Origin of the sequence: Bifidobacterium ramosum, assembly GCF_009299505.1 — a bacterium.
GTDB classification, from domain to species: domain Bacteria; phylum Actinomycetota; class Actinomycetes; order Actinomycetales; family Bifidobacteriaceae; genus Bifidobacterium; species Bifidobacterium ramosum.
The window spans coordinates 81,105-100,149 of sequence record NZ_WBSM01000001.1 but is presented as its reverse complement, the minus strand read 5'-3'; the positions used below and the strand labels follow the sequence as shown (position 1 = coordinate 100,149).

The 19,045-nt window shown below is 65.4% G+C and carries 16 protein-coding genes; 2 read left to right on the top strand and 14 right to left on the bottom strand.

Translation table 11 applies throughout. The features are described 5' to 3' along the window. The first annotated feature begins 228 nt into the window (after window positions 1-228). Window positions 229-1,692: a TrkH family potassium uptake protein gene (locus tag DSM100688_RS00380; protein ID WP_152357212.1), complete on the top strand. Its 1,464-nt coding sequence runs from the start codon at window positions 229-231 to the stop codon at window positions 1,690-1,692. Between the two features lie 202 nt (window positions 1,693-1,894). Further along, window positions 1,895-2,548, top strand: a complete 654-nt coding sequence (locus DSM100688_RS00375) for a potassium channel family protein (protein ID WP_152357211.1) — start codon at window positions 1,895-1,897, stop codon at window positions 2,546-2,548. A 95-nt stretch (window positions 2,549-2,643) separates the two neighbouring features. On the opposite strand, the gene DSM100688_RS00370 is transcribed toward DSM100688_RS00375, so the two are convergent. The 14 genes from DSM100688_RS00370 to DSM100688_RS00310 all read right to left on the bottom strand — a co-directional run bounded on the left by DSM100688_RS00370 (window position 2,644) and on the right by DSM100688_RS00310 (window position 19,003). Then, complete coding sequence (locus tag DSM100688_RS00370) at window positions 2,644-3,381, bottom strand: TlyA family RNA methyltransferase (protein ID WP_152357210.1); 738 nt, start codon at window positions 3,379-3,381, stop codon at window positions 2,644-2,646. A gap of 3 nt (window positions 3,382-3,384) precedes the next feature. Next, on the bottom strand, window positions 3,385-3,513 hold the full coding sequence (locus DSM100688_RS12175) for a hypothetical protein (RefSeq protein ID WP_275575895.1): 129 nt from the start codon (window positions 3,511-3,513) through the stop codon (window positions 3,385-3,387). Window positions 3,514-3,638: 125 nt separating this feature from the next. Continuing rightward, window positions 3,639-4,673 (bottom strand): HAD-IIA family hydrolase, encoded by a 1,035-nt coding sequence (locus DSM100688_RS00365; protein WP_152357209.1) that lies wholly within the window; start codon window positions 4,671-4,673, stop codon window positions 3,639-3,641. Further along, window positions 4,673-6,586, bottom strand: coding sequence for a tetratricopeptide repeat protein (locus DSM100688_RS11850; RefSeq protein ID WP_204316606.1), 1,914 nt, complete (start codon window positions 6,584-6,586; stop codon window positions 4,673-4,675). The genes DSM100688_RS00365 and DSM100688_RS11850 overlap by 1 nt, the downstream gene beginning before the upstream one ends. A gap of 88 nt (window positions 6,587-6,674) precedes the next feature. Further along, entirely contained in the window at window positions 6,675-7,997 is a 1,323-nt protein-coding gene (gene tyrS / locus DSM100688_RS00355; protein ID WP_152357208.1) for a tyrosine--tRNA ligase, read from the bottom strand. A gap of 95 nt (window positions 7,998-8,092) precedes the next feature. After that, window positions 8,093-8,905: a putative ABC transporter permease gene (locus DSM100688_RS00350; protein WP_204316622.1), complete on the bottom strand. Its 813-nt coding sequence runs from the start codon at window positions 8,903-8,905 to the stop codon at window positions 8,093-8,095. Window positions 8,906-8,999: 94 nt separating this feature from the next. Then, window positions 9,000-9,494 (bottom strand): HD domain-containing protein, encoded by a 495-nt coding sequence (locus DSM100688_RS00345; protein WP_152357207.1) that lies wholly within the window; start codon window positions 9,492-9,494, stop codon window positions 9,000-9,002. A gap of 350 nt (window positions 9,495-9,844) precedes the next feature. Continuing rightward, on the bottom strand, window positions 9,845-11,089 hold the full coding sequence (locus DSM100688_RS00340; RefSeq protein WP_152357206.1) for a DsrE/DsrF/DrsH-like family protein: 1,245 nt from the start codon (window positions 11,087-11,089) through the stop codon (window positions 9,845-9,847). Window positions 11,090-11,133: 44 nt separating this feature from the next. After that, window positions 11,134-11,943 (bottom strand): thiazole biosynthesis adenylyltransferase ThiF, encoded by an 810-nt coding sequence (gene thiF, locus DSM100688_RS00335; RefSeq protein WP_152357205.1) that lies wholly within the window; start codon window positions 11,941-11,943, stop codon window positions 11,134-11,136. Between the two features lie 97 nt (window positions 11,944-12,040). Then, entirely contained in the window at window positions 12,041-13,534 is a 1,494-nt protein-coding gene (gene argH, locus DSM100688_RS00330) for an argininosuccinate lyase (RefSeq protein WP_152357204.1), read from the bottom strand. Window positions 13,535-14,720: 1,186 nt separating this feature from the next. Further along, window positions 14,721-15,959 (bottom strand): argininosuccinate synthase, encoded by a 1,239-nt coding sequence (locus DSM100688_RS00325; RefSeq protein ID WP_152357203.1) that lies wholly within the window; start codon window positions 15,957-15,959, stop codon window positions 14,721-14,723. A 139-nt stretch (window positions 15,960-16,098) separates the two neighbouring features. After that, window positions 16,099-16,611, bottom strand: coding sequence for an arginine repressor (gene argR / locus DSM100688_RS00320; RefSeq protein WP_152357202.1), 513 nt, complete (start codon window positions 16,609-16,611; stop codon window positions 16,099-16,101). A gap of 67 nt (window positions 16,612-16,678) precedes the next feature. Next, entirely contained in the window at window positions 16,679-17,644 is a 966-nt protein-coding gene (gene argF, locus DSM100688_RS00315) for an ornithine carbamoyltransferase (RefSeq protein ID WP_152357201.1), read from the bottom strand. Window positions 17,645-17,701: 57 nt separating this feature from the next. Further along, window positions 17,702-19,003 (bottom strand): acetylornithine transaminase, encoded by a 1,302-nt coding sequence (locus DSM100688_RS00310; RefSeq protein WP_240811832.1) that lies wholly within the window; start codon window positions 19,001-19,003, stop codon window positions 17,702-17,704. Between the last annotated feature and the right edge of the window lie 42 nt (window positions 19,004-19,045).

The following is a 19,045-nucleotide window of genomic DNA, read 5'->3' as shown; positions in this document are numbered from 1 at the left end:
CATCCCCCTTGCCAGCAGGAACCAAGAACTCATCTCATCCTAGCCGAACCAATCGAGATTTCGAACACTTGTTCGCATGACACGCCGTGTTCTTCCTTGCGCCACGCCGTGCGAGCCCCTGCCGCCGGCACTGCTTCTCACGTGCGGGGCATAGAATGTCCTCCATCGGCACACGGATGGCGCGGGGCCGGCACCCGCGCAACGACGGACACGGGACGGGAGGGAACGATGTCAAACCTCGTATTCGACGAATCGTCCTCCAACCGCGAATCGTCACGCGGCTATGCATGGTGGTTCTCCGGCGACACCTTCGAGAAGGCGGCGGCCGACGAGCAACGGGCCCATCGGCACACGTTCCGTCAGCATGTCACGTCGCATCCCGGCCGACTCACCATCATCTACTTTCTGGCGCTGGTCGTCATCGCCACCGGCATGCTGCTGCTCCCGCAGTCCACTCCCCCGGGCGAAACCACCACGTTCTCCACGGCCTTGTTCACCGCGGTGTCGGCGCTGTCGACCTGCGGCATCTCGATCGTCAACTCGACCACGCACTGGACCCAGTTCGGCCAGGCGATCCTGCTTGTCTCCGTGCAGATGGGTGGCTTGGGCGTCATGACCTTCGCGTCGATGATCGCGCTGGCCGTCAACCATCACATGAAAGCCACGCAACGGCTGCTCACCGCCACGGAGCTGGGCACCACCAAACTGTCCGAAATCCGGGGCGTGCTCACCGTCGTCGTCACCACCACGTTCGTCATCGAGATCATCACGTTCCTGGCCCTGTTCCCCGGACTGTGGTCGATCAACCGGGGCGATACGGGCAAAACCGCATGGGAGGCGTTGTTCTTCGCGGTCATGTCCTACAACAACGCCGGGTTCACCCCGGACGGCGCCGGCCTGCACGTGAACAACTGGGCCGTGGGCATGCCGATCATGATGTCCGCGTTCTGCGGCACGCTCGGCTTCCCCGTCCTGCTCAACCTCATGCGGTGCGCACGACAGCATGTGCCGCCACGCCGGTGGAGCCTGCACACCAAGATCACGTTGACGATGACGTTCCTGATCGTGGCCGTGTCGCTGGCGTGGTTCCTGCTGGTCGAATGGGATAACCCGTTCCTGTTCAAGAACGCCGATGTGGAGACGCGTCTGCGGCATGCCGTGGTGGCGGCGGTCATGCCACGCTCCTCCGGATTCGACCTGTCGTGGATGCCGCAGGTCAGCGAAGCCACCAAGGTGTTCATGAGCGCCATCATGTTCATCGGCGGCGGCAGCACATCGACCGCCGGCGGCATCAGGGTCACCACGTTCGCGGTGATCCTGCTCGTATGCCGGGCATCGTTCACCGGGCACAAAGACATCAACGCGTTCCGCCGCCGCATCCACACGAACGTGGTGATGACGGCCGTGAGCATCACCACCACATGCCTGATGCTCGTGCTCGCCGCATCGCTCGCGTTGATGCTCGTCTCCGACGCATCGTTGTCCAACGCGCTTTTCGACGCCTGCTCGGCGTTCGGACTCGGCGGATACACGGTGGGCGTGGCACGCGAGGACAATCCGGCCGCGCTGGCGATCCTCGCGATCACCATGGTCATCGGCCGTCTTGGTCCGATGACGATCGCCTATTCGATCAGCCGTCCACGCGCGCTCGAGGCGTTGCGATACCCGACCGAACCGCTGGTCGTCGGCTGACGGCGATCGCACACGAAAAGTCACACTCGTCGCCCGGAGTCGGTCGCAATACGATACGGCACGCGGTATCATCGGACAGCAGCATGGTCGACCGGCCGCCCCGGCACAACGATGCCGGCGGAATCCGGCACCGCGCCGCACAGAAGACCAGCATATGCAGGTACCGGCCGACATGGCACAGACGTAGGAAGGATCGAACGACATGGCGAATAACGGCAGAAGCATTCTGGTCGTCGGACTCGGCCGATTCGGCAGCTCCGTGGCGACCACGCTGGATGCGATGGGGCAGGATGTGCTCGCCGTCGACCGTGATCCGGAACTCGTGAACCGCTGGTCGTCGCAGATCCCCACCGTGCAGGCCGACATGACGGACGTGCTGGCGCTGGAACAGCTCAACGCCTCGGATTTCAACACGGCGATCGTGGCGATCGGTGACAGCGTGGAGGCATCGGTCATCACCACCGGTAATCTGCTGGACGCCGGCATCTCGGACATCTGGGCGAAATCCGTGTCGAAGGAGCATGCACGCATCCTGCAGCGCATCGGCGCACGCCACATCATCAACGCGGAGACGGACGCCGGCAAACGCGTCGGTCATCTGGTGTCCGGCAACTATCTTGACTACATCGAAATCGAAGGCGCTCATACTGTCGTGAAGATCCACACGCCGTCGCACGTCGTCGGTTACAGCATCGAGGATGCGAAGGTGCACGAACGGTACGGCATCACCGTGGTCGGCATCAAGTCGCCGGGCAAGGAATTCCAGTACGGGTCGAAGGAACTGGTCATGCACCGCAACGACGAGCTCATCATCATGGGCAAGGAAGACCAGATCGACAAGTTCATCCGCGGGTGACGTACGAGGCCGGCGGCCCCGCTCCCTTCAGCCGGCTGCGCTGGCAGTTCCCCTCAGCGCGGGGAGCCATGGCGTGCGACGTCTTGGGCGCAACGTCAGGGTCGACGCGCGTAGAGGAGGTATTCGACGTTGCCGTGGGTGCCTTCGATGGGCGAATCCGCGGCGGTCACGACATCGAGACTACAGTCGGCGGCGCATCGGACGATCTTGTCCAACGCCTGTTCACGCAGCGACGGATCCTCCACGATGCCGTGCCGGCCAAGCCCTTCCCTGCCGACCTCGAACTGCGGCTTGACGAGCAGCACGACATGCGCACCCGGCGCGGCGATCCGCGCGATGACCGGAATCACGTAGGTCAGCGAAATGAACGACACGTCGGAGACGATCATCTGCGGCCGATACGGCAGATCGTCGACGGTCACGTCGCGGATGTTGACGCCGTCCATGCGAATGACGCGCGGATCGTCGGCCACACGCCGGTCAAGCTGGTCATGGCCGACGTCGAGCGCGATAACCTGCGCCGCGCCCCGACGCAGCAGCACTTGGGTGAATCCGCCGGTGGACGCGCCGATGTCGAGACAATGCATCCCGTCCGGCGATGGCAATCCGTCGGCGGCGAACATGTCGAACGCGCCGACCAGTTTGTAGGCTCCGCGCGACACGTAGTCGTCGCCTTTATCCACGGTGATGGCGGCCGTCGCATCCACGGTCATGGCCGGCTTGGATGCGGGGACGCCGTTGACGACGACCTGTCCGGCCCTGATGAGTTTCTGCGCCTTGGAACGGCTGTCGACCAATCCGCGATCGACCAGCAAGGAGTCAAGCCGTGCCATAGGTCACCGGCTGTCGTCAAGCTCGTGCTGGAGCCGATCGAGCACGTCCTGAAACGCCGTGATGCGCTGCGGCATATCTTTGGCATCCAGATCGGCCAGTTCGGGGAACCGCTGGATCAAATCGTCGGGCATGACACAAGCTCCTTGCACATGATAGGAATGAGGGGATGGAGAGAAATCAACGAGACGAATCGTCGTCCCGCTCGAAACCGTCCGGCAACGAACCGGCCTCCTCGTCGGAGGAGGCCGGAGCAGCGTTAGAGCGCGAAATCAGGCAGTGTGACCGCCGATACGTCGCCACCGGCATCGGCATAGTCCCACATGAGGGCGCATGCCGCGCGCAGGGCGTTCATGCTGGCCGCGTCGCTGACCGTCAGCACGCTGTCACGCAATGTTGCGGTCGCGTCGCCGCATGCCCACGATCCGTCGTCGCCGGCGGTCGCGGCCGGCTGTGCTTCGAGCAGCCCGCGCAGGTCCTTGACGATGTAGGTCGGACGCAGATGCGCCGGGGCGAGCATGAGCTCGTGCGGATTGGTGACGCCGGTGAGCACGGCCAGCGAATCATAGCCGCCGCGGTTACCGGCCTCGATATCGGTGTCGAGCCGGTCTCCGATCGCCAGACATGCGTCCTTGGCAACCGGTTCCTCGTCGTCGCCGGCCGCGAGCAGCCGTGCCTCGTCGTACATCGCGGATTCGGGTTTGCCGGCCGAGGCGACCGGTTCGACGCCGGTCGCGTTGATGACGGCCTGGATCATCGACCCGCAGCCCGGCGCGATGCCCAGTTCGCGCGGAATGGTCAGGTCACGGTTGGTGACGAAATACGTCGCCCCATGTTCGACCGCGAACGCGACTTCGGCCATCTCCTGCCAGCGCATGTCCGGATACCAGCCCTGAATCGCGGCCACCGGCTGGTCTGCCGCGCCATCGACCACGATCAGTCCCTGACGGGCGACCTCCTCGCGCAGATGTTCGGCGCCCAGCACCAGCACCTTGGAGCCGGCCGGCACATGCCGGCGCACCATGCGGGCGGCGACCACCGACGAGGTGATCACCTGATGCGGTTCGACCGCAAGATCGAACCCGCGCAGCTGCTCGGCGACGACGCGTTGGAAGCGCGACGAATTGTTCGTCGTGTATTCGATGGTCATGCCGGCCGCCTCGGCCCGGCGGATCGATTCGGCAGCGTGTTCGACCGGGTTCTTGCCCCGGTATACCACGCCGTCGAGGTCGAGCAGCGCCAGACGGTATGCCTCGGCGATCGGCTTGTCGGTGGATTTGAGCATGCCCGTCATCACTCCGCGTCAGCCGCGTCGGCACCGTCGGCCGCATCGGCGCCATCAGCACCGTCACCGTCAGCGTCCGTTTCGTCGGCCGCGTCGTCGATGCCGGTCTCCGGTTCGACGGTGGAATCGGAGCCGTCCTGCGCCTCCTGCGCCGGCAGCACGGATTCGTCGTCGGCGGAGGCGTCGCCGTTGACCGCATCGGCGGCCTCGTGCTCAGCGGATTCGCTCATGCCGGCGACCTCCTTCACGTCCTCGGCGTCGTCCGCGTCCTCGGCGTTCGACGCGTTGCCGTCGTCCTCGGAATCGTCCGTATCCGCACCGTCGGCATCGGCATCCTCGGCATCGTCCTCCGGCGCGTACTGCGCGTCGGCCTCGCTGATGCCGAGCATGTCGAGCTCGTCGTCGCTGAACCGTTCGAGATCGTGGTCGATCACCACGTCATCGACGGCCTCGTCGTCGTCCGCGTACTGCAGTTCGAGCTTGTCGAGCAGCGGATCGAGATCGGCGGCCTCCTCGCCACGACCGGCCTCCTCGAGGAAGTACTGTTCGGCCTGGATGGCGCGCATGCGGTACTCCCCCGGCAGACCCTTGGAACGGCCGATCGTGTGCACGATCTCGATGGCCTTGTCCGTCTGGCCGAGGTCGGCGAGCGCGCCGGCGTACACGAGGAACATTTCGACCTTGGCTTCGCCGCGCAGCTGCTTGGCGTCGTCGGAGGTCGCCACCTCGACGGCCTTCTTCGGGTTGCCGGTGCCGCGTTCGCAGTCGGCGATGAACGGCAGGTAGTCCGGGAAGCCGTTCATGCGGAACGCGGTGCGGAACTCCTTGAGCGCAAGCTTGTAGTCGCCCTGACGGTACGCGACGAACGCGAGGGTTTCACGGGCGAAGTCGATGCGGGACGCCTGACGGGCCACCCACTTGGCGTGCGCGAGCGCGAGCTCCGGGTTGGACTCCTCGAGCGCATAGGCGGCGAGGATGTGCAGGCCGATGTTCTCGGCGTGTTCCTTGGACAGGCCGCGCAGACGTTCGCGCTCGTCGGTCGACAGCATCGACCATTCCATGCCCTTCGGCATCTTCGGCTCGTCAGGTCGGCGCGCGGTGTACGGGTTCTGTGACGGGAAGCTCATCGTGCCGTCGGAGTTGCGGCGCGGGCCGCGCTCCATGTATTCGCGACGCTTCGTCTCGCGGTATTCGCGCTTCTCCTCCGGCGTGAACTCGCGGCGATCGCTGTCGTTACGCTTGAAGTCACGGCGATCGTCACGACGATCATCGCGACGGAAGTTCCGGCGATCGTCGTCGCGCTTGAACTCGCGACGCTCGCCATCGTTACGCTTGAAATCACGACGATCATCACGACGGTCATCACGACGGTAGCGCGGGTTGTCGCCCTGACGGCGGTCGTCGCGGCGGAAGTCGTGACGCTCGTTGTCGCGATGGAATGAACGGTGCTCGCCGCCCTCGCGCTTGAAATCACGGCGATCGTTGTCGCGATGCTCGCCGTCACGGCGGAAGTCCTTGCGATCGTCGTCACGGCGGAAACCACCGTCGCGACGGAAGCCGCCGCGCTCGCCGTCCTTACGGAAGTCCTTGCGGAAACCGCCGGAACGGCCGCCGTGGAAACCACCCGACTTGCCGCGGTAGCCGCCGTGCTCGCCGTCGCGGTGGAAGTCGCGACGCTCGCCGCCCTCGCGGTTGAAATCACGGCCTTCGCCGGCACCGTCGCGATCGCGGCGGAAACCGCCGTCCTTGCGGAACCCGCCCTTATGGAAGCCGCCGGACTTGCCGTTGCCGTCACGGCGGAAACCGCCGCGCGATCCGCCGAACGAACGGCCGCCGTGACCGTTGCCACCGGACCGGCCGGAGCCGTAGGACTTGCGATTGCCGTAGGATTTGCCGCCCGAGCGGCCCTGTTCTTCTGCCATTGATGTCCTTCACTGACGTGCTCGGCTCCCTCGATCAAAGGAGCCGAGATATTTGCTGTGTCTTGCTGTGCTCTAAAAAATACCGAAATCAGTGCTTCTCGACCGCGCCGAGGGCCTTCTTGCCGCGGCGGATCAGCGCGAAGCGACCGTGCAGGAAGTCGGCCTCGCCCAGCGTCTGCTCCTCGTCCTCCACGCGGTTGTTGTTGAGGTACACGCCGCCGGACTTGACCGCACGACGCGCCTCGGAGATCGACTTGAACAGCCCGGCCTTGACGCCGGCCTCGATCACGCGATCACCGTCGGCCACGGCTGCGAACGCCTTGTCACCGTGCTCGTCCTCGACCTTCAGGCCGTCGATCGCGGCCTCGAGCGTGTCCTCGTCGATCGAACCGAGGTCGCCGCCACGGCCGAACAGCGCGGCCGACGCGTCGATCGCGGCCTGCGTCGCGGCCTCGCCGTGCACGAAGCTCGTGACCTCCCAAGCCAGCGTCCTCTGCGCCTCGCGGGCGCCCGGGTTGGTCTTCGACTCCTCCACCAGGCGTTCGATCTCGGCCTTCGGCAGGAACGTGAACGCCTTGAGCAGGCCCTCCATCTCCACGTCGGGGCGGTTGAACCAGAACTGGTAGAACTTGTACGGGCTGAGCATGGTGCCGTCGAGCCAGACGGCGTTGCCTTCGGACTTGCCGAACTTCTTGCCGCTCGCGTCGGTGATGATCGGGCTGGTGAACACGTTCACCGTGGCGCCGCGCACCTTGCGGATCAGGTCCATGCCGCTGGTGAGGTTACCCCACTGGTCGGAGCCCCCGATTTCGAGCGTGCAGCCGTACTCGTCGTACAGGTGCAGGAAGTCGTTGCCCTGCAGCACCTGATAGCTGAACTCGGTGAAGGAGATGCCCTCCTCGGAGTTCAGGCGGCGCGCAACCGTGTCCTTGGCGAGCATGGTGCCGAGACGGAAGTTCTTGCCGACGTCGCGCAGGAAGTCGATGACGGACATCTGCGCGGTCCAGTCGTAGTTCGACACGAAGCGCACCGGGTTGTCGCCCTCGTTTTCGAGGATGCCGCCGATCTGGTGCTTGAGCCGTTCGGCCCAGCCGGCGACGACATCCTTCGGGTTGAGCGTGCGCTCGCCCGACTGGCGCGGATCGCCGATGAGGCCGGTGGCGCCGCCGACCAGCGCGATCGGATGATGGCCGGCCGCCTGCAGATGGCGCATGTTGATGAGCTGCACCAGATTGCCGATGTGCAGGGACGCGGCGGTCGGGTCGAAGCCGCAATAATAGGTGACCGGCTCCCCGTTCAGCGCTGCGGCGAGCTGATCGCGGTCGGTGGACTGCGAGATCAGCCCGCGCCATTCCAGTTCATCGAGGACGGAGTCGAATCCGGCCTCCTTGAAATCGATGACGTGAGCCATAACCGTGGTTTCTCCCTATCAAATTGTGGGTTTTCTGCGCCTATCAGTCTCGCAGAACAGGCCGACAGCGCCGCCGCGCGGCCGTCGGTCGACCGTCACCCGCGTCGGCGATACAGCTTCTCGAACGTGTCGCGCAGCTGCTGCAGGGCCTCGTTGTTGCGGTCGGCGCGCAGACGCGGGAACGAGGCGATCATGCGGCGCTGCTGACGGTTGAATACGGAATCGGCTGCGTCCTTGACCTTGAGCATGAACTCGGTCGACATATCCTTGCCGAGCTGCCACGACTCGCCGACACGGTCGGACGCGCCGTCGAGCGCGTCGCCCACCACGTCGCCGACCTTCTCGCGCATCGCGTCGCCGTACTTCGCCACCACGGCGGACAGCTGGTCGAGGCTGCGGTCGAAATCGACGATGCCGGCCACGGTGACCGCCGTGTCGAGCACGGTCAGGAACAGGCAGACGAACGTCAGCCAATGCACCACCGGCAGCGGGATCATCGCGGTGACGCGCGCGACCTGCGGCTGCACGACGTCGACGATCGCCACACCGCCGATGCCGAACACGATCGCGCCGAGCAGGCAGATGCGGCCGTTCAGGTTGAACCGGAAGTGCGAATAATCCCACCATCGCGCGTGAAACAGCCGTTCCATCGCCCACGACGTGAAGTATTCGAGCACGCACGCACCGACCGCCGACACGACGAACAGGATCACCGGATCATGGATGCGGCCGAGCAGCACGACGCCCAGCACCGCGCCGGTGCCGTAGATCGGGCACAGCGGGCCGTTGAGAAAACCGCGGTTCACCGGCCGCCGCTGCTGCACCGACACGAGAATCGACTCGTACACCCAGCCGCAGAAGCTGTAGAACAGAAACCAGAGAAACAGGTGTTCCAGCGTCACCATCATGTTCATCGGCATGCGCTCCCGTCGTATGTCATTCGTATGTCGGTCGTATATCAGTTCCGTCTCGCAGGCGTCATGCCGTCGTCGGCCGCGGCCGTCAGCGGCGTGCGAGCTTCGGCCGGTTGAACCGTTTGAGGCTCACCGTTTCGCGCGTGGCGCTCACCTTGTCGGCCATGGTGACCAGATAGCCCTCGAGATAGCTGGGCGGGGTGGGCGTCATCGGGAACATGTGGCAGGCGATGCTGTCGCGTTCGATCGCGTTGAGCCTGAAATCGCGCATCGCGTTGCGCAGCGCGGTCCGGCCGTGCGTGAACCCGTGCAGGCGGTGGTCGCCGTCGTCCCAGTCGTGCCAGTCGTACAGGAAGTAGTCGTGCAGCAGCGCGGCGCGGATCAGCGAGCGCAGGTCAACGCGATGCCACAGGTGCAGCCGGTCGGCGAACCAGACGGCGAGGCATGCGACGCGGATCGAATGGGCGTATGTGGTGATGCAACCGTGCTGGTAGCTGGTGCGTTCGATGCGCATGTGCTCGTGGTCGAGGATGTCGTGGCCGTGTTCGTTCACCAAGGCCCGTATCTGGTTGCGTGTCAGCACCGCGTGTCTCCCGTCGTCCGTCCGTGCGTGCGTCGTGTTCGTGCATGATTGTAGGACATCCGGATAACAGACGACGTCGTTCGGTGGGATGATCGTCGCGAGAACGCTCGTGTGCGATGATCATCGCACACGGTAAACCGTCACTCCGTGCGCGCAATCACGATGGCTGCGCGCACCGGGTGATGATTACGGGCCTGTGATCATCACTCAGTGCGCGGCGGCCATGGTATTGCGCGTACTGAGTGATGATCGGGACGCACGACGACGGCCTGCGGACGTGCGGACGGGCCAGACCGACCCGGCCGGCCCACGCACGGACGCACGACAGTTACGCATGGACGTACGACGATTCAGACGAACAGGCTCATGTCGCTGGTTTCGCCGGCACCGAGGAACGTGCTCACGCCGCCGAGTTCCACGCCGTCGATGAGCTCCTCCTTGCGGATGCCCATGATATCCATCGACATCTGGCAGGCGACGAGCCGCACGCCGTGGTCGGTGGCCTGCTTCATGAGCTCCTCGAGCGAGGCGACGTTCTTGGACCGCATGATCCAGCGGATCATCGTCGCGCCGAGGCCGCCCATATTCATGCGGCTCAGGCCCAGCTGCTTGGTGCCACGCGGCATCATGAAGCCGAACATGCGCTCGACGAGGTTCTTGGCGACGCGCACGTGCTTGGGCTTGCGCAGGATGTTCAGTCCCCAGAACGTGAAGAAGATCGTGACCTTGCGGCCCATCGCAGCCGCGCCGTTGGCCATGATGAACACGGCGATGGTCTTGTCGAGGTCGCCGCTGAAGACGACGAAGGTCTTGTCGTGGAGCACGTCGCCGCCGGCGGATGCGGGGGCCGCGGCGGAACCGGCGGTTGATAGGGATTGCGGCGCGGCGTTGGGCGTGGTACCGGCCGGCGCGCCCTTCTCCAGTTCGGCGTGGATGATGCCGTCGTCGCTTTCGCACGTGAGGCTGAGCAGCGTGTTGCCGGTGCGTTCGGCCCACACGGCGATGTCGGAGCAGAACGCGTCCTCGGTGGCCTCGACCGTAAGCCTGGTACCGGCCGGTTCGGGACGCAGCGCATCGGCGACGGCGACGATCGGACCGGGGCATTTGAGTCCCTTCGCGTCAACGTGCAGCGTCTTGGGTGCGGCCTGCGCGGCGGGAATCGTCTCCTCTTTCGAATCGCCACTCGTCACGACCTGTGTGGCCGTATCGTCAGTGACATTGTCAGACGTACCGGCGGCCGTATCGCCAGCCGCCACCCCGTCCGCGTATCCGGCGTCACGCAACGCGGCGAACCCGCCGTCCAGATTGATCGCCTCATAACCGCGGTCGGCGAGGATCTCACAGACCTGCTCGCTCCAATCGCCCACGCGGCAGAACACGACGACCGGCTTACCGGTCGGCACCGAGCCGAGCCGCTGGCCGATCTGGTCGAACGGAATGTTGATCGCGTCCTTGACCGGATGCACGATCACCTCGTCCGGTTCGCGCAGGTCCAGCAGCGTGACCGTATCGTGGTCAAGCGCGGCGAAGTCGGCCGGCGTGATGTGCCGGTACTCGTCGTTCGTATCGTCGTCCCCATGCAATGCGATGGCCATGTCATTCCCCTTCTGATGATTGTCGTAATCGACGGCGTGTGACGTCAGATCGCGCAGGCCGGCTGGACGTACCGCGCCGGATCGAGCGTCGTGATGGTCGGATGGTCGCCGCACACCGCACACTCGGGCACGCGGTCCGGCAGCGGCACGCGACGCACATCCATGGTGAGCGCGTCGACGGTGAGCATGCGGCCGATAAGCGGCTCACCCACGCCGACGATGAGCTTGACCGCCTCGGTGGCCTCGAGACTGCCGATCACGCCGACGACCGCGCCGAGCACGCCCGCCTCCTTGCAGGTCGGCACCTCACCCGCCGGCGGCATCTCCTCGAAGATGCAGCGGTAGCAGGGGCCGGCGCCCGGCACCACGTCCATGAGCTGGCCGGCGAAGCCGACGACGCCTGCGTGGATGAACGGCTTGCCGGCGAGCACGCACGCGTCGTTGATGAGGAATTTCGTGGCGAAGTTGTCGGTCGCATCGATGACGAGATCGTACGGTTCAATGAGTGCGGCGATGGTGTCGGCGTCGACGATGCCGTTGTGTTCGTCGACGGTCACGTCGGGGTTGAGCGCGCGGATGGCCGCGGCGGCGGACTCGACCTTGGGCTGGCCGACGCGAGCGGTCGTATGGATGATCTGACGCTGCAGGTTGCTCAGATCGACCACATCGCCGTCCGCCAGTCCGATGCGGCCGACACCGGCGGCGGCGAGATACAGCGCGACCGGCGAGCCGAGGCCGCCCGCGCCGATGATGAGCACGCTGGCGGCGAGCAGCCGCTTCTGCCCTTTCGCGCCGACCCCTTTGAGGATCAGATGACGAGCGTACCGTTCCAGCTGCTCATCGTTCATCGCCATATTCAGGTCCCTTTCCGCCGGTCGTGCCGACCGTGATCAGTGCAGTCGACCGCAGTCGGTAACGTCCTGCACCCTGCACGGTGCCTTCGCCGTGATCCTACTTCTGCAACAGCGACTCGGGCGACTTGTACGCCGGGCCGTCGGACACAGAGTTCGCGAACGCACGCAGCGTCTCAATCGACGTCTTCGCGGCGACGATCTGCTCACGCACGCGCAGCGGCGACGTGCCGCCCTTGCCGTTGCGTGCGGACACGGAGCCCTCGGTGGACAGCACCTCACGCACCTGCGGCGCGAGGTCGGCCGGCAGGAAGTCCTTGAACACGTCGATGAAGTCCTCGTCGGTCAGGTCCCACAGCTCCTGGCCGCGGCCTTCGGCGCGCTTGACGCACGCGCCCGACAGCTCGTGCGCGTGGCGGAACGGCACGCCGTTCTTGACGAGCCATTCGGCGATGTCGGTGGCGAGCGCGAAACCGGTCGGCGCTTCGGCCTCAAGACGGTCGTGGTCGAAGCGCATGGTGGCGACCATGCCGGTGAACGCGGGCAGCAGCACTTCGAGTGTGTCGACCTGGTCGAACACGGCCTCCTTGTCCTCCTGCAAATCGCGGGCGTACGCGGTGGGCAGGCCCTTGAGCGTGGCGAGCAGACCGGTCAGGTCGCCGATGAGGCGGCCGGACTTGCCGCGGGCCAACTCGGCGATGTCCGGGTTCTTCTTCTGCGGCATGATCGACGAGCCGGTCGAATACGCGTCGTCAAGCTTGACGAACGCGAATTCCTGCGTATTCCAGATGATGATCTCTTCGCTCAGACGGCTGATATCGACGCCGGTCATGGCGGCGATGAACGCGAATTCGGCGACGAGATCACGCGAGGCGGTGCCGTCGATCGAGTTCGCGGTGACGTTGGTGAAGCCGAGTTCGCGGGCGACCGCGACCGGCTCGAGACCCAGCGTGTTGCCGGCAAGCGCGCCGGAGCCGTACGGGCTGGCATCAATGCGCTTGTCCCAATCGGCGAGGCGCTGCACGTCGCGTAGGATCGGCCAGACATGGGCCATGAGCTGATGCGCAAGCAGAACGGGCTGGGCGTGCTGCATGTGGGTGCGGCCGGGCATGACGGTGCGGCCGGCGGCGACGGACTGTTCGATGAGCGCGGAGGCGAGGCCGAGCAGCAGCTTGGCGATGACGCGGCTGTGGCGGCGCAGCCACATGCGGATCAGGCAGGCGATCTGGTCGTTGCGGGAACGGCCGGCGCGCAGCTTGCCGCCGAGTTCGTCGCCGGCGATGGCGAGCAGGCCGCGTTCGAGCGCGGTGGCCTCATCCTCGTCGTCCTCGATCGGGGCGAATGCGCCGGAATCGACGCGGCGCTGCAGTTCGTCGAGCGCGTCCTCCATGCGCTGCAGTTCGTCCGGGGTGAGCAGACCGGCGCGGCCAAGCGCGCGGGCGTGGGCGCGCGAGCCGGCGATGTCGTCGTCGGCGAGACGCCAGTCGAACTGGGTGGACTTGCTCAGACGGGCGAGTTCCGGCGACGGGCCGGACGTGAAACGGCCGCCCCATAGGGCGAGATGCTCGGTGTTCTGCTCGGCGCTGTCAGCCATGCGTGATGCTCCTTGTGCTGTTGCCCGCTTGGTAAGCGGCAGGCTTCTCATGCTCGTAAACCATCAAAAGCCTATCAGTCTCCGTAACCATTTGCGCCGCGTCCGTACCACTTATATCGTTTCCATACCATTAGCGCCGCCGACCACGAATCCGCCTGCTACCTCGTCCCCTGAATCCGTTTGCCGCTTCAGCCGTGAATCCATTCGCCGCTTCGTCTGTGAATTCGCCTCCATGCGGAGTTTCGTCGCCGCATTCTCGCCCCCCTCCAACGGACATACAGCCGATTGAGGCGGGTGAATCGGCTGTATGTCCGTTGAGGATTGTGGATATTCGATCGTTGGGATGTTTCTCGGACGGTACGGCTTGTTCCTCAGATCGTGCGGGTTGTTTCTCCGACGGGCATACAGTCGATTCGCAGGGCGGAACCGGCTGCATGTCCGTCAGGGAAGTCGGACGAATCAATCCCCCTCCATCCCATCAACCACAAACCGAGGATCGATCTACCGCCGCATGTTCCTCACTCTTGCCGAACCATGTACCAAGCCACTCGTCGAGCCGCTCACCAAACCGCTCACCGAACCACGACAAATCACACCGATCACGTGCCAAACCGCTCGTCGGGCCACGCACCGAACCATGACGAATCACACCGGACCACACCGGACCACACGCCCAACCACACATCAAACCATGTACCCAACCGTCCATCGAAACGCTCACCAAAATCACGCGTCGAACCCCGGCGCAAGATATTCGGGAAAACAGCCCTATCGTCCCGAATAACCTGCACTGAGCAAGTCCAAACGCAACTTTTTCGGGGAAACAGCCCACTCCTCCCGAAAAAATTGCACTGACTCATTCTCAGCGCAAGAAATTCGGGAACCACCCCATATCCGCCCAAGCATCCGCCCCCTCGACGGACATACAGCCGATTTTGACGGGTGAATCGGCTGTATGTCCGTCAAAGGGAGACGATCCTTGCGCACGTCCAACCATGTCCCGCCAGTCATACCGGCGGAGCGAGGGATTCGGGACGATGCGGCCGTTCCCCCGAACGTCTTGCGTCTCGCTGCCAGCTCCCGCGCGATGCGACGCATCCTACAATACGCAACAATACGCGAAAGGCCCTTCTCCCGCAGGAGAAGGGCCTTGGGCGCTACCGGGCAATCCGGCACACGACGAACGTCACTCGACGGTGTTCTCCGGCACCTCGATGCCGTTGCCGAAGCGCACGTCGCGGGCGGCGGCGACGCGGGACGGCAGGCCGTAGATGTCGATGAAGCCGTTGGAGGACTTCTGGTCGAAGGTGTCGCCGGAATCGTAGGTGGCGAGCTTGTAGTCGTACAGCGACGAGTCGGAGCGACGGCCGGTGACGACCGCGCGGCCGCCGTGCAGCGTCATGCGGATTTCGCCGGAGACGTACTTCTGGGTCTCTTCGATGAACGCGTTGAGCGAACGCACGGCCGGGGAGAACCACTGCGCGTCGTAGACCAGCTCGGCCCAACGCTTGTCGATGTCGCGCTTGATGCGGTGCTGTTCGCGCTCGAGGCAGCAGTTCTCGAGCTCCTGATGCGCGGTGATGAGCGCCACGGCGCCCGGGGCCTCGTACAGCTCGCGGGACTTGATGCCGACGAGACGGTCCTCGATGAGGTCGATGCGACCGATGCCCTGCGCGCCGGCGCGGCGGTTGAGCTCCTCGATGGCCTGCAGCGGGGTGACGTCGCGGCCGTCGATCTTGACCGGGATGCCCTGCTTGAACTCGATGACGACCTCGTCCTCGACCGGCGGGAAGGCCGGATCGTCGGTGTAGGCGTAGCAGTCCTTGGTCGGGCCGTTCCACGGGTCCTCGAGGAAGCCGGTCTCGATGGCGCGGCCCCACACGTTCTGGTCGATGGAGTACGGCGACTTCTCGGTCTGGGTGATCGGCAGCTTGTGCTCCTTGGCGAACGCGATCTCCACGTCGCGGGTCAGCGACAGGTCGCGGATCGGGCTGATGGCCTTGAGCGTCGGGTCGATGGAGGCGATGGACACCTCGAAACGCACCTGGTCGTTGCCCTTACCGGTGCAACCGTGCGAGATCGTGTCGGCGCCGAACTGGTGGGCGGCACGCACGAGGTGTTTGGAGATGAGCGGACGGGAGATGGCGGAGACGAGCGGGTACACGCCTTCGTACATGGCGTTGGCCTTGAGGGCCATCATGCAGTATTCGTTGGCGAATTCGTCGCGGGCGTCGACCACGTAGGATTCGACGGCGCCGCAGGCGAGCGCGCGCTGCTTGATGGTCTCGAGGCTTTCGCCGCCCTGGCCGACGTCGAGGGACACGGCGACGACGTCCTTGCCGGTGCGCTCCTTGAGGTACGAGATGGCGACGGACGTGTCCAGACCGCCCGAGTATGCGAGTACGATGCGCTTGTTATCGCTCATGATTGCCTTTCTGTAAACGTCAGCTGATGCAAGTATATGCACATGTCTGTATATTTATGCATTCGGCGTGGCGGAAGGTCGTATCGTCCGGTTCATGACCGGTGTTCCGGCGCCCGGTACGAGGATGCGCCGAACCGTATCAGTTCTTGGACGCGATCGACAGCAGCCACCGCGATCGTGCGGCCGCGGTGTCGTCGTCCGAACAGATCACCATCACGGTGTCGTCGCCGGCGATCGTGCCGAGCACGCCGTCGATCGGCTGTTTGTCGATGACGCTGGCCACATACTGCGCCGCGCCGGACGGCGTGTGCACGACCACCAGGTTGCGCGCCGACGCGACCGACGTGACCAGCCCGCCCAGCACCTTCGCCATCTGCTGCTCGGCCTTGTCGCCGATGCCGGCGGCCTGATGGACGGCATGGTCGCCCACAGTGTAGGCGATCGTGCCGTCCTTGAGCCGCGTCTTCATCGCGTTGATCTCGTCGAGATCACGGCTGAGCGTGGCCTGCGTCACGTCGATTCCCTCGTCGGAGAGAATGCCGGACAGCTGCGACTGCGACGTGATGATGTGGTTGAGCAGGATCTCCTCGATGACGCTCAACCGTGCGGCGCGTGTCGCCGGCCGCCGCAACGGCATGTTGGCATCACTCATATTGATCTCCGTGTCTCCCGTCGGCGGCTCGTCGGCCGCCCCTTGGCAGTACGACCGGCACGGCCGGTCATGCAAGCAGGCTTTCGTCGCCGCGCTGCTGGCCGACGAGCCATGTGAGCAGCGCCTTCTGCGCGTGCAAGCGGTTCTCAGCCTCGTCCCACACCACGGACTGCGGGCCGTCGATCACCGATGCGGTGACCTCCTTGCCGCGGTATGCGGGCAGGCAATGCTGGAACAGCGCGTCCGGCTTGGCGAGTGCCATGAGCTCGTCGTTGACCTGATAGTCCCAGAACGGCTTGGAACGGATCGCATACTCCGCCTCCTCGCCCATGGAGACCCACGTATCGGTGAAGATGCAGTCGGCGCCGGCCACGGCCTCGCGCGGGTCGGTAGTGACGAGGATCGACCCGCCGTTCTCGGCGGCCAGACGCTCGGCGTCCGCGACGATGTCCGCGTGCGGCAGGTAGCCGTACGGGCCGGCCACGCGCACGTTCATGCCGGCGACCGCACCGGCGAGCAGGTACGAGTTGGCCATGTTGTTGGCCGCGTCGCCCACGTAGGCGATCGTTTTGCCGGGCAGCGCGTCCACGCCGCCGCGGAACTGGGCGATGGTCAGGAAGTCGGCGAGCACCTGGCAGGGGTGGAATTCGTCGGTCAGTGCGTTGACGACCGGGCAGGTGGCGTATTTGGCCATCTCCTCGACGCGGTCCTGACCGAACGTGCGCCAGACGATGCCATACGCCATGCGGGTGAGCACGCGCGCGGTGTCGGCCACCGGCTCGCCGCGGCCCAGCTGGGAGCCGGACTTGTCGATGACGAGCGGGTAGCCGCCGAGTTCCGCCACGCCGATGGAGAAGCTGGAGCGGGTGCGGGTGCTCGGCTTGTCGAACAGCACGGCGACGGCCTGCGGGCCGGCGAACGGCTGGCGGTAGAAGCGGTTCTCGCGGAACTTCATGCCGAGTTCGAGGACCTGCTTCTGTTCCTCGTGGTTGAGGTCGTCGTCACGAAGCATGTGACGCAGTTGACCGGTCATAATGACTCCTTATCAGTGCTATCGGTCACCGTCAGCCGTGGCTGCCGGTCGGTGCCGTCAGTCGTTGGGAAGATCGTTCGGGATGCCGGCGAGGATGGCGATGGCTGCATCGACGTCCTGTTCGGTGACGTTGAGCGGCGGCGCGAGCCGCAGCGCGTCGGGGGCGACCGCGTTGACGATCAGCCCGTGTTCGAGGGCCCAGTTCATCGCGGCGTGGGAGCACGGATGGTCGAGCTGGATCGCGTCGAGCAGGCCGCGGCCGCGCGTCGATTCGAACAGCGTGTTGCCGGTGGCCATGATGCCGTCGCGCAGCTGCTTGCCACGCGCCTCGGCATTGGCGACCAGATCCTCGTCCTCGATCACGCCGATCGTGGCGAGGCCGGCGGCCGCGCCGAGCGGGTTGCCGGCGAAGGTGGAGCCGTGCGAACCGGGGGTGAACAGGCTGGAGAGCTTCTGGCCGAAGGCGATCATGCCGCCCATCGGGAAACCGCCGGCCACGCCCTTGGCGAAGGTGATCATGTCGGGCACGATGCCGCCGGACAGGTCCTCGCGCTGGAACGCGAACCACGCGCCGGTGCGGCCCATGCCGGTCTGCACCTCGTCGATGATGAGCAGCGCGTTGTTCGCGTCGCACATCTGGCGGGCCTTCTTCACGTAGTCGGCGCCGAGCGGCCGCACGCCGGCCTCACCCTGGATGAGCTCCATGATGACCGCGGCGACCGGCCCCTTGCCGTACTTGCCCGGACCGGTCTGCGCGAACGCCTCGTACAGAGCGACCGGGTCGCCGGCCTCGACGAATTCGATGTTCGGCACGAGCGGCTCGAACGGCGTGCGGATGACGGGCTTCCACGTCGCGGACAGCGCGCCGAGCGTACGGCCGTGGAAGCCGTGGGTCATGGCGATGATGCGGGCGGGCTTGCCGCCGAGCGCCGGCGCGGCGCCGGGCAGGGTACGACCGTACAGCTTGGCGAGCTTGATGGCCGCCTCGTTGCCTTCCGCGCCCGAATTGCCGAAGTACACGTGCGAGCCTTCCGGGGCGCCGGCCAGTTGCACGAGCTTTTCGGCGAGCTTGATCTGCGGTTCGGTGGCGAAGTAGTTGCTCACGTGGGCAACCTTCGCGGCCTGCTCGCTCACGGCCTTGACCCACTTGGGATGCGCATAGCCGATCGAGTTGACGGCGATGCCAGCGAGGAAGTCGAGGTATTCGTTGCCGTCGATGTCCCACACGTACGCGCCCTGGCCGTGGTCCATGACGCGCAGCGGCGTGCCGAACACGTTCATGTGCACCTGGGAGTACTCCCCCAGCCACTTGGAGCCTTCGGCGCCGAGCGTCTCCTCGTGCGCCCCGTTCGTGGCCACGTCCGTCGTGGAAAAGACGGCGGCGGCCGCAGTGGTTGCAGT

Bases quoted from the DNA above. Each gene is read 5' to 3' on its own strand.
- DSM100688_RS00380 (WP_152357212.1), top strand. From the start codon at position 229: ATGTCAAACCTCGTATTCGACGAATCGTCCTCCAACCGCGAATCGTCA.
- DSM100688_RS00375 (WP_152357211.1), top strand. From the start codon at position 1,895: ATGGCGAATAACGGCAGAAGCATTCTGGTCGTCGGACTCGGCCGATTC.
- DSM100688_RS00370 (WP_152357210.1), bottom strand. From the start codon at position 3,381: ATGGCACGGCTTGACTCCTTGCTGGTCGATCGCGGATTGGTCGACAGC.
- DSM100688_RS12175 (WP_275575895.1), bottom strand. From the start codon at position 3,513: ATGCCCGACGATTTGATCCAGCGGTTCCCCGAACTGGCCGATCTGGAT.
- DSM100688_RS00365 (WP_152357209.1), bottom strand. From the start codon at position 4,673: ATGACGGGCATGCTCAAATCCACCGACAAGCCGATCGCCGAGGCATAC.
- DSM100688_RS11850 (WP_204316606.1), bottom strand. From the start codon at position 6,586: ATGGCAGAAGAACAGGGCCGCTCGGGCGGCAAATCCTACGGCAATCGC.
- tyrS (WP_152357208.1), bottom strand. From the start codon at position 7,997: ATGGCTCACGTCATCGATTTCAAGGAGGCCGGATTCGACTCCGTCCTC.
- DSM100688_RS00350 (WP_204316622.1), bottom strand. From the start codon at position 8,905: ATGATGGTGACGCTGGAACACCTGTTTCTCTGGTTTCTGTTCTACAGC.
- DSM100688_RS00340 (WP_152357206.1), bottom strand. From the start codon at position 11,089: ATGGCCATCGCATTGCATGGGGACGACGATACGAACGACGAGTACCGG.
- thiF (WP_152357205.1), bottom strand. From the start codon at position 11,943: ATGGCGATGAACGATGAGCAGCTGGAACGGTACGCTCGTCATCTGATC.
- argH (WP_152357204.1), bottom strand. From the start codon at position 13,534: ATGGCTGACAGCGCCGAGCAGAACACCGAGCATCTCGCCCTATGGGGC.
- DSM100688_RS00325 (WP_152357203.1), bottom strand. From the start codon at position 15,959: ATGAGCGATAACAAGCGCATCGTACTCGCATACTCGGGCGGTCTGGAC.
- argR (WP_152357202.1), bottom strand. From the start codon at position 16,611: ATGAGTGATGCCAACATGCCGTTGCGGCGGCCGGCGACACGCGCCGCA.
- argF (WP_152357201.1), bottom strand. From the start codon at position 17,644: ATGACCGGTCAACTGCGTCACATGCTTCGTGACGACGACCTCAACCAC.